Annotated in this window: 19 protein-coding genes; 5 read left to right on the forward strand and 14 right to left on the reverse strand. The window is 45.0% G+C overall.

What is annotated here, in order from left to right:
* Together Q3A68_RS20315 and Q3A68_RS20320 are read left to right on the forward strand one after the other, a co-directional pair.
* Positions 1 to 405, forward strand: coding sequence for a DUF5655 domain-containing protein (locus Q3A68_RS20315; RefSeq protein WP_302902967.1), 405 nt, complete (start codon positions 1 to 3; stop codon positions 403 to 405).
* 89 nt (positions 406 to 494) lie between these two features.
* A complete protein-coding gene (locus Q3A68_RS20320; RefSeq protein ID WP_302902968.1) occupies positions 495 to 935 on the forward strand; it encodes a DUF1810 domain-containing protein in 441 nt (146 codons plus the stop codon).
* A 13-nt stretch (positions 936 to 948) separates the two neighbouring features.
* On the opposite strand, the gene Q3A68_RS20325 is transcribed toward Q3A68_RS20320, so the two are convergent.
* From Q3A68_RS20325 to Q3A68_RS20340, 4 genes are all read right to left on the reverse strand, one after another.
* The gene (locus tag Q3A68_RS20325) at positions 949 to 1,320 is read right to left on the reverse strand and encodes a response regulator transcription factor (protein WP_302902969.1); all 372 of its coding nucleotides are present in this window, start codon (positions 1,318 to 1,320) and stop codon (positions 949 to 951) included.
* Between the two features lie 348 nt (positions 1,321 to 1,668).
* Positions 1,669 to 2,058: a response regulator gene (locus Q3A68_RS20330; RefSeq protein WP_302902970.1), complete on the reverse strand. Its 390-nt coding sequence runs from the start codon at positions 2,056 to 2,058 to the stop codon at positions 1,669 to 1,671.
* Positions 2,059 to 2,221: 163 nt separating this feature from the next.
* A complete protein-coding gene (locus Q3A68_RS20335; protein WP_302902971.1) occupies positions 2,222 to 2,506 on the reverse strand; it encodes a circadian clock KaiB family protein in 285 nt (94 codons plus the stop codon).
* A gap of 499 nt (positions 2,507 to 3,005) precedes the next feature.
* The gene (locus tag Q3A68_RS20340; RefSeq protein ID WP_302902972.1) at positions 3,006 to 3,848 is read right to left on the reverse strand and encodes a helix-turn-helix domain-containing protein; all 843 of its coding nucleotides are present in this window, start codon (positions 3,846 to 3,848) and stop codon (positions 3,006 to 3,008) included.
* Between the two features lie 142 nt (positions 3,849 to 3,990).
* Between Q3A68_RS20340 and Q3A68_RS20345 the strand changes: the two genes are divergently transcribed.
* Complete coding sequence (locus Q3A68_RS20345) at positions 3,991 to 4,647, forward strand: YceI family protein (protein ID WP_302902973.1); 657 nt, start codon at positions 3,991 to 3,993, stop codon at positions 4,645 to 4,647.
* A 247-nt stretch (positions 4,648 to 4,894) separates the two neighbouring features.
* On the opposite strand, the gene Q3A68_RS20350 is transcribed toward Q3A68_RS20345, so the two are convergent.
* From Q3A68_RS20350 to Q3A68_RS23220, 3 genes are all read right to left on the reverse strand, one after another.
* The gene (locus Q3A68_RS20350; RefSeq protein ID WP_302902974.1) at positions 4,895 to 5,854 is read right to left on the reverse strand and encodes a phosphatase PAP2 family protein; all 960 of its coding nucleotides are present in this window, start codon (positions 5,852 to 5,854) and stop codon (positions 4,895 to 4,897) included.
* A 539-nt stretch (positions 5,855 to 6,393) separates the two neighbouring features.
* Positions 6,394 to 6,510, reverse strand: coding sequence for a hypothetical protein (locus Q3A68_RS23215; protein ID WP_368045692.1), 117 nt, complete (start codon positions 6,508 to 6,510; stop codon positions 6,394 to 6,396).
* Positions 6,507 to 6,785, reverse strand: a complete 279-nt coding sequence (locus Q3A68_RS23220) for a VOC family protein (RefSeq protein ID WP_368045693.1) — start codon at positions 6,783 to 6,785, stop codon at positions 6,507 to 6,509. Before Q3A68_RS23220 ends, Q3A68_RS23215 begins: the two co-directional genes overlap by 4 nt.
* On the opposite strand from Q3A68_RS23220, the gene Q3A68_RS20355 reads away from it, so the two are divergent.
* Complete coding sequence (locus Q3A68_RS20355; protein WP_302902975.1) at positions 6,765 to 7,061, forward strand: hypothetical protein; 297 nt, start codon at positions 6,765 to 6,767, stop codon at positions 7,059 to 7,061. The genes Q3A68_RS23220 and Q3A68_RS20355 overlap by 21 nt on opposite strands.
* Before the next feature lie 45 nt (positions 7,062 to 7,106).
* On the opposite strand, the gene Q3A68_RS20360 is transcribed toward Q3A68_RS20355, so the two are convergent.
* From Q3A68_RS20360 to Q3A68_RS20370, 3 genes are all read right to left on the reverse strand, one after another.
* Complete coding sequence (locus tag Q3A68_RS20360) at positions 7,107 to 7,802, reverse strand: phosphatase PAP2 family protein (protein ID WP_302902976.1); 696 nt, start codon at positions 7,800 to 7,802, stop codon at positions 7,107 to 7,109.
* A gap of 180 nt (positions 7,803 to 7,982) precedes the next feature.
* Complete coding sequence (locus Q3A68_RS20365; protein WP_302902977.1) at positions 7,983 to 8,462, reverse strand: DUF1003 domain-containing protein; 480 nt, start codon at positions 8,460 to 8,462, stop codon at positions 7,983 to 7,985.
* Positions 8,463 to 8,619: 157 nt separating this feature from the next.
* On the reverse strand, positions 8,620 to 9,441 hold the full coding sequence (locus Q3A68_RS20370; RefSeq protein ID WP_302902978.1) for a DUF72 domain-containing protein: 822 nt from the start codon (positions 9,439 to 9,441) through the stop codon (positions 8,620 to 8,622).
* 89 nt (positions 9,442 to 9,530) lie between these two features.
* Here Q3A68_RS20370 and Q3A68_RS20375 point away from each other — a divergent pair, with 89 nt between their 5' ends.
* Positions 9,531 to 10,187, forward strand: a complete 657-nt coding sequence (locus tag Q3A68_RS20375; protein ID WP_302902979.1) for a hypothetical protein — start codon at positions 9,531 to 9,533, stop codon at positions 10,185 to 10,187.
* Positions 10,188 to 10,373: 186 nt separating this feature from the next.
* Here the strand turns inward: Q3A68_RS20375 and Q3A68_RS20380 are convergent, their stop codons facing one another.
* From Q3A68_RS20380 to Q3A68_RS20395, 4 genes are all read right to left on the reverse strand, one after another.
* On the reverse strand, positions 10,374 to 10,559 hold the full coding sequence (locus tag Q3A68_RS20380) for a DUF3606 domain-containing protein (protein ID WP_302902980.1): 186 nt from the start codon (positions 10,557 to 10,559) through the stop codon (positions 10,374 to 10,376).
* Between the two features lie 198 nt (positions 10,560 to 10,757).
* Positions 10,758 to 12,494 carry a thiamine pyrophosphate-dependent enzyme gene (locus tag Q3A68_RS20385; RefSeq protein ID WP_302902981.1) on the reverse strand — a complete coding sequence of 579 codons (1,737 nt, stop codon included), beginning with the start codon at positions 12,492 to 12,494 and terminating at the stop codon, positions 10,758 to 10,760.
* Between the two features lie 172 nt (positions 12,495 to 12,666).
* Positions 12,667 to 12,915, reverse strand: a complete 249-nt coding sequence (locus Q3A68_RS20390; protein ID WP_302902982.1) for a hypothetical protein — start codon at positions 12,913 to 12,915, stop codon at positions 12,667 to 12,669.
* Between the two features lie 76 nt (positions 12,916 to 12,991).
* Positions 12,992 to 13,456, reverse strand: a complete 465-nt coding sequence (locus Q3A68_RS20395; RefSeq protein ID WP_302902983.1) for a low affinity iron permease family protein — start codon at positions 13,454 to 13,456, stop codon at positions 12,992 to 12,994.
* Positions 13,457 to 13,466 lie beyond the last annotated feature (10 nt).

Consider the following 13,466-nt stretch of genomic DNA (forward strand, 5'->3'; position numbering starts at 1 on the left):
ATGAGCTGGACCTGTCCCAAATGTGACCGCGAGCTGCCCTGGGAGGACTACCGGCATTATTGCCAGAGGGTAGACCTCAACAGCCTGTTCGAAGGCAGATCCCCGGAACTCGAACTGCTATTCGATAAGTTACTTGCCGAAGTGTCTGACTGGCCCAAAGTACTGGTCGGCGTGACGCCGAATTGCATCGTCTTCACCCGGCGGGTCGGTTTCCTCATCATCCGGCCAATGAAAAAGTGGCTGGACATTAAATTCTATTCCAAGGAGGCCCATCCCGAAAAACCAGTGGTTAAAAGCGTAAAGACCAGTAAAAAATTCGCCAACCATATCCGCCTCACTTCGTTGGACGACCTCCGGCCCGCCTTGTTCCAATACATCCGTGAATCGTATGATCTGCATATTTAAATAATCATTTCCAAACCTTTCGGCCCTGCCAAAGTTGTTTAATAAAGCATGATCACGGATGAACAGATGAATAAGCAGGGAAAAGCTGATTGGAAATAGTTATGAAAACCACCGGACTCCAACGCTTCAAAGAAGCACAGGAACAAACTTACACGACAGCACTCAACGAGATCAGGGCCGGTCGAAAGCGCTCGCACTGGATGTGGTTCATTTTCCCGCAGATTGCAGGTTTGGGCCAAACCGAAATTTCAATCTATTATGCGATCAGGGATATCGGGGAAGCGACCGACTATTTAATGGATGAAACGCTCGGGTTAAGACTGAGCACGATCTGCAAAGCGCTTTTACAACTGGAAACAAATGACGCTACTCAGGTTTTTGGTACACCCGACGACCTGAAGCTCCGTTCCTCGATGACGCTGTTTAACGCCGTGCCGGCGACGTTTCCCGCTTTCGCCCAGGTGCTGGAAAAGTTTTTCGAAGGTAAAAAAGACCAGCGCACCCTGGACCTTTTAAAAGCTGCCCGGTAAGGAACTTAACCCATCAGGCAGGGGTTCGATCTTTCCTGACCAGGCGGTTCACCATCTCGATCAACTCCTGCACATCGAAGGGCTTATCCAAATAGGCGTCAGCACCATTTTCCCCGGCCAGTTCTCCGATACCGCTACTAGCGGAATACATAATCACTGGGATGTCTTTTGTCATTTCGTTCGACTTGATCGCCGCACAAATATCCGTTCCCGGCCCGAAGGGCAACATGAAATCCAGGATTACCAGGTCCGGATGTATGCCCCCGATCTCCCGGATCGTGATCTCTCTTTTCACTTTGATCACCGCATAGCCCTGCCCATGCAAAATCGTCTCCATCAGGTCCAGGGTATCCACATCATCCTCGACGATCAATATTTTCTTCATAGCTTATTAATTGGCGCATTAAAGGTATCTATTCTGACCCAACCGTGTGTGTAACATCTTGGTGAGGTGCGGCTTTATTGCGTTGAGATGATGCCTTTAATAGGTGGAGACAATTTGAAGACTTTGCTGCTATTTAAGCTGCTTAGCCTGTTGCTATTGATTTGATCCTGTCGATGGCGATACCTTAAGAGCGCAAATAGATCCAATGATGAAACTTTTGATGGAAAGGTCCGCCGCGTCATTGTCAAACGACGTATTTGAGAATAAGTTTTTTAACAACCTGACGCTGAACCTGAATTGAGGCAGGATATTATATCAATAAAAAATTACCTGATACGGCATACTAACTCATGCAGATTCGGGCGTCCTGGCCGCCTGGCCGTCTAAAAAGCCGTAAACCGTGGACAATAGGGATTCCAGGTCCAGCGGTTTATAGAGGATCCCGTCGCAGCCCCCGGGATTAACATGATCGGCGGGTGTAAAATAGGCTGAAAAAATGATCACTGGGATATGGCGGTATCCAGGCGAATCCTTCAATTGCCGGCACAGGTCGCCACCGTTGGTATCTGCCAGTTTGTAATCCAGCAGGATCAGGTCCGGCCGGAAATCGCAGACCGCGTCAAACAACCGGCTGCCCAGGGAGATATCCATGACCTCGAATTGCTCGTAAGCAAGGGCTTCTGTGACGACCTCGAGAATGGCCCGTTGGTCGTCTAAAATCAAGATGCGCTTCTTCACACGTTATGTGTTAACCTAAAATATCGTGTGCCGGGTAAGTGAGGGATGGAAGCTTAAACGATCCGCTGTATGGTAGGTGATGTGGAGTAATAACAAACAAAAGTGAAAATGTTTTGCGCCTGAGCTGAGTATCCGGCCGTTCCCCGCCTGCTATGATCCAGAATTATTTCCGGGTGACCAGGTTCAAACCGACAAGGACTTTCACCTTTTCGGAGAGATCGCCGACCAGTATGCGGACGGGGCCGGGGAGTTTTTTGATGAGTGTCGGGACGGCGATGATCTGTTCGCCTTCGGCCAGCTGCGGATTTTCCAGCAGGTCGATGATCTCTACGGTATATTGGTCTTTTAGTTCTTCCTGGCAGTATTCCTCCAGGTTTCGGACGGCCCTGACGGAATTTGGGGTTTTACCGGCGATGTACAGGCATAATTTATATTTTTCGGTTTCCATGTTATTAAGTAAGCATTGAGCGGCGCATATGTTTTGATAGGGGCTGATTTTAACGTCAGCACCGCATCAGAACCGTCTCTATCGTTTTTAACGCGCGGCAATACGCCTTTGGCCCAACCCGGGAGACTGCTTGCGGCTGAAGCGTTTGTGCGCGGCGGTCAGGTAGCCTGGGTTTTGATGTCGTCATAAAATTTGGCCATGGTGATAGGAATATAGGGTACCAGCCAGAGAAAACCGACACCCAGCGTGAGCAGGCATAAAAGGTTTGCGCTTTGATTTTCAGGCGCTTAACACGTGATTTGGAAAAAAAACGGGGTTCGATGTTTTGACCCAAAAACAATCGTTAACAAAGGCAACTGGAAAGCTGGAATACATATTAGTTTCTTTTGTCTGCTGGTGAATATCTATGACGGTAAGCGATATTTCTTCTCATTTGCCCCGCGGAGCGATGGCTGAGCCCCCTGACCCAATTAATTGCCGTTTTGCGTAAGTTTATTGTTCATCTATTTTGGCCATGATGATAGACATAGGTCTCAAAATGCAAAGGCGACTTATCGCATACCACCAGGTTGTCAGGCATATTGTCTTTCAAAAATTTTGATGGGCTAATGCCAAACATTTGTACCATCATTTTATGAAAGTGACTGCCGTCAGTAAAACCAGCATCAATTGCCGCTTCATTTACCGAATAACCTGCCATAATTTGATTCGTTGCATACCATATTTTGTTCCAAAGCATATACCGGTATAAAGAAACCCCTGTTACCTGTTTAAATAAATAACGCAGCCTGCTTTCGGACAGGCAAACTTTATCTGCTACCGATTTAATGGTAATATCTTCGGGGTGCGTGGTTGAGATAGTCTGTTCTGCCAATATTATTCGCTGGTCTGTTCGCACGTTCCCCATTTCTAATGACAGGCAAGCTAATACCTTATTAATCACACTTTCAAGTATCGATGGGTCAGGTATTAATAACGCCTGTTGTAGTTCTTTGGAGTTTACAAAATGAAAGACATTTAAATCCAAAGGCTGAACTTCATTTTTGACCAGGTATTTAGATTTGATTGACCGGGCAATCCTTGTTTCAGCATCCAGGTAAATTATTAATTGAACGCTCCCATTCGTGTCCAGTTGATGCAAAACATTTTCTTTTATAATCAAACTTTTACATGTCGCCCAGCTGCTGTTCTCTGTTTTAAACCGAAAGTCTTTTTGCGTATCCAGTATTAACTGGATGGTGTTGTGGCTATGAAACGATGTAAGGTGTGACGAATAAAAAAATGCGGCTACACCTTTCCACATATAAAAAGTTGATGTATATGGGCTTTTCCTGTGCTTCATCTTTTTATCCGATTAAAAATCAGTCATTATTTACAATTTTCCAACATTGCTGTGCTATAGCTTTGTCAAAAATTAAGAAAAAGGAAACCCGGGCATTTTATTTTTTAAACTCTCTTTGATTACACCGGTCAACAACAAAACCATGAAAATACTTACCATAACGCAAATGCTAATCGTTACCACTCCGCTGCTTATTTCTGTTCCGGGTAAAGCATTATCTTACCATCTTACTAACAGGGAGAATATACAGGTCGTTACGCATCCGGTCAAATCACAGTCATACCAAGTTGATACGCATGCCAGCAAAATTAGCTGGCTGGCAAAAAAAGTTACAGGGGCGCATCACGGGGGCATAGCGATCAGCAATGGCGAGCTTCATGTTAAAAATGATATGGCGATAGATGGGAGCCTGCATATTGATATCCGTTCCATTACTGATGCGGATCTTACTGATAAGGCTTCAAACGACAAGTTAATAACAACTTTAAAAGGCGAAACATTTTTTAATTCTGCCAAATACCCTGATGCAGCCTTTGTGAGCACATCGGTTGCACATGCCAGCGGCTCGCAGTATATTGTAAAAGGTAATCTTACTATCAAAGGGATCACCAATGAAGTGATTTTCCCGGCTACTATCATCATCAATAAGAAGAAGATAATCGCTACTGCAAAAATCTCCCTTGATCGCACAAAGTTTGATATAAAAATTCGCTCAAAAAGCTTTTTTGAGAACCTGGGCGACAAAGTGATCTATGATAATTTTGACCTCGACATCACCCTTTCAGCAAATGCAGAGTGAAAAAGCAACCCGCCAAACTAACTTGACCGCCCCGCTGATACCTGAGGGCTAATCACAATAAACTGCTTCAAACCAGTATCCCTATTGTAAACAAAATGTCTAAATCGAACCGTGGATTCAAAGCATAGCTGACATACTGCGCCAATTCATTTGTTGCTGCATTACCTTGAGGTAATTTTATAACATTTAAAGTATAGTTGGTACTGATAAATACCAGCCGGATATTTTGAACTTCATGACTCAAACCTTATTGGTCAACTAAACTTTCTTTGCCTTTGGAATCCCATTCTTTTTTCACATTCTCAAAGTCGCTCAGGAACTTTTTATTTTGAAAAAGCTTATTTACAAACTGCCTGGCCAATATTCTTGAACCTTCAACATCACTTGGGAAATGAACTTCGATGGTCTCCCGTGATTGAGACATGTCATAAGCATCTTTAATAAAAACATCCGTAAACTCCGGTGCCAGTTCCTGAAGGATGTTCGCGAGAATATAGGAATCCGTCGCCGTTCCGGTAGGGTAAGCGGGCGCATCTGCCTCTTCCAGATTCTTTAATTTGGGCTCCAGTATATAAGGCCGAAGCCGGGCATATTTATACTTTAACGACCAAATAAAATAATTGGCGTCGCGCCAGACATTGGCCAGCAGGTCAGCAGTTAACGGAAGTGTTTGCGGATTAAACCAGATACCGATAGAACGGCCTACATAAAAAAGATTTTTTCTATTTTGGTCATATGTCGAATCACCTTGGTGAATATTCAGGTTATAATAGATTCCTGACACATAGTGGCACCTTCTTATATCTTCTTCGGTTCGATTCTTTTCCATTTCAACCAGGTAGTTTAATTCTGCACGGGTCTGGGCTGAACTGTTGGCGGGCGGATCGGGAAGTTTGAAATCATCTGCAGAAACATTCACGAGATAGATGGGCTTGATACGGAGCCTTTTATCTATTGACGCTTGGGGAGTAATATATTTTTTCTTGTCAATTTCTTCGTTAGGAGATTTTGGTGCCGGGCTGAAAGATGCTAATTGCTTGTAATGCCCACGGGCTGGTGTTAGTGCGCGGCTATAATTACCCTTATGTTTCATTTGAACGGTTGTTTGCCCATAAGTGACGTTAAGCGATAACGTCATTCCCAGAAATAGAAATATGGTCAACCTTATGGCTGGTTTTGCTTTCAATTGATTTTCTCTCTTTTCCATTTGCTTGAATTTTGACCAAATCTAATGTGGCTTAAAAATTAAAAACTGTAAAAAATGACTGATTTTTGATTTCAAATCAAATTGTAAGTTTGTTGGTTGAGCCTGGCTTCAGGAGTAAATAAAAGCCACTTCGGGTCATGTTGAGTGACTTTTTGATTTTCTGATCTTCAATTAACCGTATTGCGCCTTGTAAGTTTGCAAATTGCCATTAACGATTACGATCCTCAGCGACGCTCAGTTATTGAAACTTTTACTCCTTCCTAATCAGGAAATAGATGTCTAGACCTGAAAACTATTCAGCCATAAACATGATTTGCAAGGAATCACCAATCTACCCCGCGCTACTTTTTTTGTAAAGAAAAGAAGCTAAAGAAACTATTGTAATTGGAAAGTTTTGGATAGTGTAAGACTTTTATTCCAGTCTCATTAGGGATTTCTTAATTTAAGATTCGCTTACCGCATGGGTTCGGTTTCTTTAGGGCTAATCGCTGTATGCAGCTGGCAAGTTGGCAGCCTGGTTAAGTGCCAAAAGCGCGGCATTATGATGCGAGTTCAATGAGGTCCCATAAATTGCCGTATAGATCTTTGAAAACTGCGACCGTGCCGTAACTTTCAACTTTTGGTTCGCGGACAAAAATGATCCCGTTTGCAATCATACTGTTATAATCGCGGTAAAAATCTTCTGTCTCCAGGAAAAAAAAAACCGGCCACCGCTTTGATTGCCAATCGCGTACGACAGCTGTTCGTTCGCCGCTTGCGCGAGTAACAGACAACACCCGGCAGAGCCTGGCGGTTGAATAAGTACACATCGCTTTGCATCTGATAACACGGTATCCTCTTTAACGGTAAACTTTAGCTTATTTACATAAAAGCCGATCGCTTCATCATAATTTTTAACTAAAAGCGTAATGTGAATAATGGATTGTTTCATCTTAAAGCTGCCGGGTTCCTCCAAAGCGGGGGCTTCGGCGCTATGGCTCCTGAGCCCGCCGCACCATTATGGCCGGCATGGGATGAAGAGGCCCTGCAGAAAAAGAATACTGAATTGCAGAATGAAACGCTACGCCTGCAGCGCAACCTGCGCGGCAAAGATGCAGATCTGGCCACAATGACCGAAAAAGCCGGCCGCGCATCGTTCTACCAAAAAGGATTTTATGCGGCGCTGCACTTATTGCCGCGCTGGCAGGCTGGGTCATTTGGCTGTTGACGCATCAGCGCCGGCCGTGATGAATAAAAATTTTTCAGACGCTCCTTATTTAATCGCGGGCCTTAATAAAAGGGAGCTGGCAGAACCCAATAATGCACCGCCAAATACATCGCTCGGATAATGGACGCCCAGGTACATACGCGAATATCCTACCGAACCGGCCCAAAGATAAGATGGACCGATTACGTACCATTTCGGATAGCACCTGGACAATGCGGTCGCCACCGCAAAACTTGTAGAAGTATGACCCGAAGGGAACGAGGTACTGCCCGCATTGTAAACTGCTACGATCTTCAAATTTTGGACAAATGGCCGGCGGCGCTTAAATATAGTTTTCATTAACAAGGTAACACCCAAAGTTATTGCTTCACTGCTCCCCACGTATAAGGCGTTCTGTCGCATCTGGCCGTCATGTCTCGCAATGCCGCCAATCAGAAGCGCTGCAGGGATACCATAGGAAACATACCCCAGTGAATTAGATAAAAACAGCATTCTTTTTGTTTCACCGTCATTGCGCTCCAAAGCAAGGTCGATTAAAAATTTATCATCAAACCGCTGAACGAAGTTATTGACCTGAGCTGCCTGTGCCTTTACCTGCGTAGTGGTTTTTGTTTGCTCCGGGGTTTTGGGTTGCTCTATAGTTTTTTCCTGGCCATATACAACCCCTGGAAAGAGTGCGGCAAATAGGATTTGTAAGACGAATAGGGCATTAGCCGACTTGCTGACCTTGTTAATTCTCATAACAATATCAGACTGTTGTATGATTCTCTCCTTAACATAAAGGTGGTTACGTTAACTTATCTTCGATTTAACAATAAAACGTATAAATTGTTAATTTTCATGCGTTAATAATCACCGGGGGAAAGCATTGCGCGCTGAACCGGAAACAAAAAATGAAAATGATGAGTGTAGATAATTCCTTCATTTAGGATTGTTTTCGTCAATGTGACGGTGTAATTGTTCGAGATCGGTTGCCTCTTTCATTCGCTCGAGTTCGGGATCCGATTTATCAATCCCCATCTTTTTTTGAATTTCATGCAGCAAGGTGAGTATTTTGGTGATTTCTGTTTCGGCCCTGACATTGATCTCAAATTCGACCTGCTCTCTTACTTTTTCAACCTTTCGCTGCCTGTTCTGGCTGATCAACACACAAATGGAGAGGATCACGGCAAAAATTGCCAATACGCTGTCCAACCCGCTAAAAGGATAAGGATCAAACGGCTGAACGACCGGCAGATAATTCAAGTTCCATAACAGATAAATAATCAGTGCCAATAGCGCGAGTGATAAAAAGGTCAGGCTTCCAAAAAAATCAGCGATAGCAATAGTTGTACGGTCAATCCGGCTTTGCTGAATTTCTAATGATGACCTGATTTCTACCTTTTTTACTCTCTTTGCCATACTCATTCCTTGATATGCAATAAATTGCACTACAACTCCTCGGGAGAAATGTTTCAATAAGGATCAAGTTTGGTGGTACAATTGGCAGATCGCATACAACATCCAGGACGATGTGCTACCTGACTTCGGAAACCATGGCTAAGCTATAAAACTTCCTTTATTCAACCTTAAGGCGGCGTTTCAGGCAATTCAAATTGCTGAGGGCATCTCCTGCAGTATTGTTAAAATAGGCGTAAACGGTCCTTCCTTCCTGTTGCCATTCCCTGATATAAGTGGCGTATTCATTCAGGAAGTCCTCACTGTAGCTTCCCTTGTAATTACCAGCAGGGCCATGGAAACGCAAGTAAACAAGTTTATCTGCCGTAACTTCCATTGGCGTAGGGGCTTGCCTCTTGTCTTGGATCACCATGGCTGCCTGGTAGGTTGCTAACAGTTCATAGACGAGATCTTGATGCCAGGATGCATCACGGAATTCAACGGCAACCGGCCAATTGAATGATTGTAGCGTCTCCAATAGTTCTTTCAGTTGCGACAATGCACTAACCCGGAGGCTTGGGGGGAATTGTACAAGCAAACATCCCTTTTTTTCTTCCATACCTGCTATGGCCGTCATAAACTTGGTTAATTCTTTGGGGTTAAACAGCAGATCTTTTTGGTGAGTAATTTCTTTCCAAAGCTTAAATGTAAAACGGAAATATGCAGGAACTTCCGTGGTCCATCTGGCAATGGTTTTTGCCTGCGGAAGTTTATAAAAAGAACTGTTGATCTCGATGCTGTTTTCGTGATTTGCATAATACCTGAGCCGTGATTTTTCCTGGTGTTCTTCGGGAAAGTCACGTTTGGGCATAGGTATTTTTATGCCGCTGGTACCGGCGTAAAACTCCCCCTTATTAGCCATGGTCGAGCATTTGACACACTGTGATGCCCCGGAAGTGGTATCTTCCTTCCCGCCAAACTCAGGTACCCTGATCGCTTCCATGATGTTACGATTTATAATCCCAACATTTTCCAGCCGCCTTGGTTTTGCTTTTTTAAATCATGCTCAGCGAAGAAAGCATTTAAAGAAATGTGCAAACAAGCGTCGCGGGAAGTAGTTCAATAGGTATGAAGACAGCATTGCAGCAACTGCCGCCGCAGGAAACCGGCGGCCATACAGATTTTGTACATGAGCAAAAATATGATACCCTTGAAACGGCGCACCGGGCTTTTCTCGCAGCAGCGGGCCGGTTATTGTCGGTGAATAACTGGCATGTATATGCGGGAGCAGGCTCGGCAATATTTACGCTGTGCAACAATGAAGGGCAGGAAGTTGATAGGATGGCAGAGGAGGGCCTTTTCTTCAGCATCGATCTTCCGGCCCCCGGGCCGGACGCGGGCAAGGGGTTGGAATGGGTGATGGTCGAACGGATAGCATCCGAAGGAGGTGATAGCAGAGCGGAGGAATATGTGCTGATGACAGTACGCCCTGTACCGGATCCGCGCAGAGCGGACCCTGAGGTGGCGCATTTTTACAAGGATGTTTCGACCAGTACATTCATCGTGCGGCGGGACGGGCTGCTGGTGAGTGCTGGCGCATACGGACGAAACGAAACGCCGAACAATGAGGGAGTAGATTTGCATGATAAGATCCGGAATACAGCCATTGCCCTGATGGCGCGCGTGGGATTGTCAGGGCCGCAATGGAAGAAGCTGGTGACAGGTCTGATTCAGTACCAGGAAAAATGATGATAAATTTCGAAACTACCATTTTTAAAGCTCAGTTATAAAAGAAATTTTATCGGTAAGCAAGGTGTTTCCTTTTAAGCGGTCTGGTCGAAAAGTCGTATGCCAAGAGAAATACTGGAAGTTAACCATCCGTCCGGCGCCAGCTCACTTGAGGTTCCGAGAAATTCGGTTGTCAATCGATTCCACTTAATGTAACTGCCTCACTTTTAATTTGCGCTTAACATCTTGAGCGTTGTTACCCGCTATCTCGACTGCCGATTTTAGTTTATCTTTGGATACATTAAATTCCCTTGCCCAAAAATCCAGCGTATAGGCATCTTCAATGTCGATTGAGCGTGTGTCCCGTCCTGCAGGTTTTATTTTTTTATTCATGCTGATTCATCAACAAATTCGTGCCGTGCAAGTTTTGATAATAACGCTAAAACTTGCTGCAGCAGATGAACGGAAATGTTCGGAGGCCTGTTATGACCAAATACAAAAATGCATACATAATGACTGCCCGCCGTTTTATATACAATGACAAATAATGGGAATGTCAAATAATATGGCAGGTACGCAAGGCTATATTCTTTAGATCAATTCTTTCATATGTTTATAATTTGCCTTTAAGGTATCCATGACCTCATCCATGCGGCCGTTTAAAACCATTTTCGACATGGAGAGCATCATGCCTTTCAACTGTTCAAACTCTACCTTCGGCGGCATAGCCAGGGCGTTCGGATCGGTAAACACATTCACTAATACCGGCCCCTTGTAGAGGAAAGCTTCTTTGATAACTTGCTCTGTTTCGTCGGGGTTTTTCACCGTCATGCCTTTCATCCCCATGGCCTGAGCTATCATGGCAAAGTCCGGATCATACAAATCCGTTTGCCAATCCGGTATACCGGCCACCTCCATTTCCAACTTGACCATGCCGAGCGATCTGTTATTAAAGACAATAATTTTTACAGGAAGTTTATACTGCGTAATGGTTGCAAGATCACCCAGTAACATGGACAATCCGCCATCACCGCAAAGCGCCACAACTTGCCTCCCCGGGCAAGCAAGGGCTGCGCCGATAGCTTGCGGCATAGCGTTGGCCATGGAGCCATGGTTAAAGGAGCCCAGCAACTCGCGGCAGCCCGTTGCCTGGATATAACGCGCTCCCCATACACACGACATGCCGGTATCAACCGTGAAGATAGCATCGTCCGCGGCTACCTGGTTAACCATATCGGCCACAAACTCCGGATGTATCTTCTCCTTTTGCCCACGGTCGCTGACATAGGTTTGCAACCGGCTTTTTACTTCATCATAGAATTTCAGCTGTGACCTTAAAAAAGTATCATCCGTTTTTTGAGCCAGCATCGGCAATAAAGCCCTCAAGGTGTCGCCCACCGAACCACATAGCCCGACATCAACCTTTGCCCGCCTGCCGATAAATTCCGGATGTGTGTCTAACTGAACGATCTTGCATTCAACCGGCATAAATTGCGTATAGGGGAAGTCCGTTCCCAGCAATAACAGCAATTCGCATTCATTCATGGCATGGAAAGCGGATGGTAAACCGAGCAATCCCGTCATCCCGACTTCATTCGGATTGTCATATTGTATGCTCATTTTTCCTCTGAATGAATAACCTACGGGTGCATGCAAACGTTGAGAAAGTGCGACCACCTCATCGTGCGCACCACTCGCCCCGATACCGCAGAAAATGGTGATCCGGTTATATTTTTCTAACAGAGCGGCCAGTATTTTCATATCGTCCTGAGAGGGCCTTACTTCTGGGACCGGACTATAATTTTGAGTTGAAGTCAGAATTTCCTCGGCATCCATTTTGGTCAGATCACCGGGCAATCCAATCACTGAAACGCCCTTTTTGATCAATGCATGTTGTATAGCGGCCTGCAGCATCCGGGGGAATTGCGCCGGGGTTGTAGCAATCTGGTTATAGCCGCTGCAGTCATCAAACAGTTTGACTGTATTGGTCTCCTGGAAAAATTCTGAGCCAAATTCCGTGGACATGCAGGTTGACGCGATCGCAATAACCGGGGCGCCGGAGCGATGGGCATCATATAAACCGTTAACCAGGTGAATGTGTCCGGGACCACTGCTGCCGGCGCAACAAGCCAAACCATTTAATTGGGCCTCGGCACCTGCTGCAAAGGCACCTGCCTCTTCATGCCGTACATGTATCCATTGTATCTGACCATTCCGCCTTACGGCATCGTTCACTTCGTTCAGGCTGTCACCCGTCACCGCGTAAATCCTGTTGATGCCAGCGTTTACCAGCATTTCCACCAATTGGTCCGCTACTTTCTTTGCCATATTTTATCTGTTATTAAGAATGAACAGTGGCTAAAATCAAATGTTTAGGATAATTAGAATAATAGGTTCAATGCAGGTTGTTTTGCCGTAGCCCCCAAGTTCAATCTTTTTCAATAGGTACTGCCTGTTTTGGTTCAGGGATGTGTATCACTTTTCATCTATCTCAAACGAACTAAGACAAATCGGACGGATGATGCAGATGGTCGTCAATCTTATGTACCAGCATTTCGAATATTTGCTGACTCAGGGGCTCGCCGTCTTCCTGCTCCCAAACCTCATACCTGGCCAGCTTGGCAATGACCACCCCGTCTTTTTCCGCAGCAAACCTTCCATCGTTTCCGGTGATCAGGTAAGCGTGTTCGAGACCTTCAATTACTTCGTTGAAATATAAAGGCTCTGATTTTATATTTTTATCATACATCTGCAGCAGATTTAGCTTTGCTTAGTCTAACACTTTGTCACACAGCTTGTTTTATCAGTTGTATCTTATTTTTTTATTATTTTGTTTTTAAAGATGGCCTTTGGCTTCCTGATTTTCGTTTCTGGTTGTCTTCGGCGGCATCGATGGAGTGCGTGCTGGTGATTTTATCTTCTTTTTCCGCAAGTGACGACAGGCGTGCATAGAATTTATGCAGATGGTCCAGTTCTTCTTCCGTCAGGTTTTCGATGTCCACAATGCGATTGCTGGCGCCCTCATGCGAGGCCAGCAGTTCATTCAGTTTGAGGTGGATTGCCTTGGAATCTTTGTTCTGTGTTTTCTGGATCAAAAAAACCATCAAAAAAGTAATGATGGTTGTTCCGGTATTAATAACCAATTGCCAGGTCTCTGAATAGTGAAATAAAGGTCCGGTGATGGCCCAGATAAGCACAACGGCGGCCGCAATGATAAAAGCTATGGAACTACCGGTCGCAGCCGTCGCCCAATTGGAGAACCGTTCAAAATAATTTATTTTCCTTTTCATGGCTATCAAG

This window comes from Mucilaginibacter tolerans, assembly GCF_030519375.1.
GTDB lineage: Bacteria > Bacteroidota > Bacteroidia > Sphingobacteriales > Sphingobacteriaceae > Mucilaginibacter.

Bases quoted from the DNA above. Each gene is read 5' to 3' on its own strand.
- Q3A68_RS20325 (WP_302902969.1), bottom strand. From the start codon at position 1,320: ATGAAGAAAATATTGATCGTCGAGGATGATGTGGATACCCTGGACCTG.
- Q3A68_RS23220 (WP_368045693.1), bottom strand. From the start codon at position 6,785: ATGAAACAATCCATTATTCACATTACGCTTTTAGTTAAAAATTATGAT.
- Q3A68_RS20335 (WP_302902971.1), bottom strand. From the start codon at position 2,506: ATGGAAACCGAAAAATATAAATTATGCCTGTACATCGCCGGTAAAACC.
- Q3A68_RS20345 (WP_302902973.1), top strand. From the start codon at position 3,991: ATGAAAATACTTACCATAACGCAAATGCTAATCGTTACCACTCCGCTG.
- Q3A68_RS20395 (WP_302902983.1), bottom strand. From the start codon at position 13,456: ATGAAAAGGAAAATAAATTATTTTGAACGGTTCTCCAATTGGGCGACG.
- Q3A68_RS20385 (WP_302902981.1), bottom strand. From the start codon at position 12,494: ATGGCAAAGAAAGTAGCGGACCAATTGGTGGAAATGCTGGTAAACGCT.
- Q3A68_RS20360 (WP_302902976.1), bottom strand. From the start codon at position 7,802: ATGAGAATTAACAAGGTCAGCAAGTCGGCTAATGCCCTATTCGTCTTA.
- Q3A68_RS20365 (WP_302902977.1), bottom strand. From the start codon at position 8,462: ATGGCAAAGAGAGTAAAAAAGGTAGAAATCAGGTCATCATTAGAAATT.
- Q3A68_RS20370 (WP_302902978.1), bottom strand. From the start codon at position 9,441: ATGGAAGCGATCAGGGTACCTGAGTTTGGCGGGAAGGAAGATACCACT.
- Q3A68_RS20380 (WP_302902980.1), bottom strand. From the start codon at position 10,559: ATGAATAAAAAAATAAAACCTGCAGGACGGGACACACGCTCAATCGAC.
- Q3A68_RS20390 (WP_302902982.1), bottom strand. From the start codon at position 12,915: ATGTATGATAAAAATATAAAATCAGAGCCTTTATATTTCAACGAAGTA.
- Q3A68_RS20315 (WP_302902967.1), top strand. From the start codon at position 1: ATGAGCTGGACCTGTCCCAAATGTGACCGCGAGCTGCCCTGGGAGGAC.
- Q3A68_RS23215 (WP_368045692.1), bottom strand. From the start codon at position 6,510: ATGATTGCAAACGGGATCATTTTTGTCCGCGAACCAAAAGTTGAAAGT.
- Q3A68_RS20350 (WP_302902974.1), bottom strand. From the start codon at position 5,854: ATGGAAAAGAGAGAAAATCAATTGAAAGCAAAACCAGCCATAAGGTTG.
- Q3A68_RS20340 (WP_302902972.1), bottom strand. From the start codon at position 3,848: ATGAAGCACAGGAAAAGCCCATATACATCAACTTTTTATATGTGGAAA.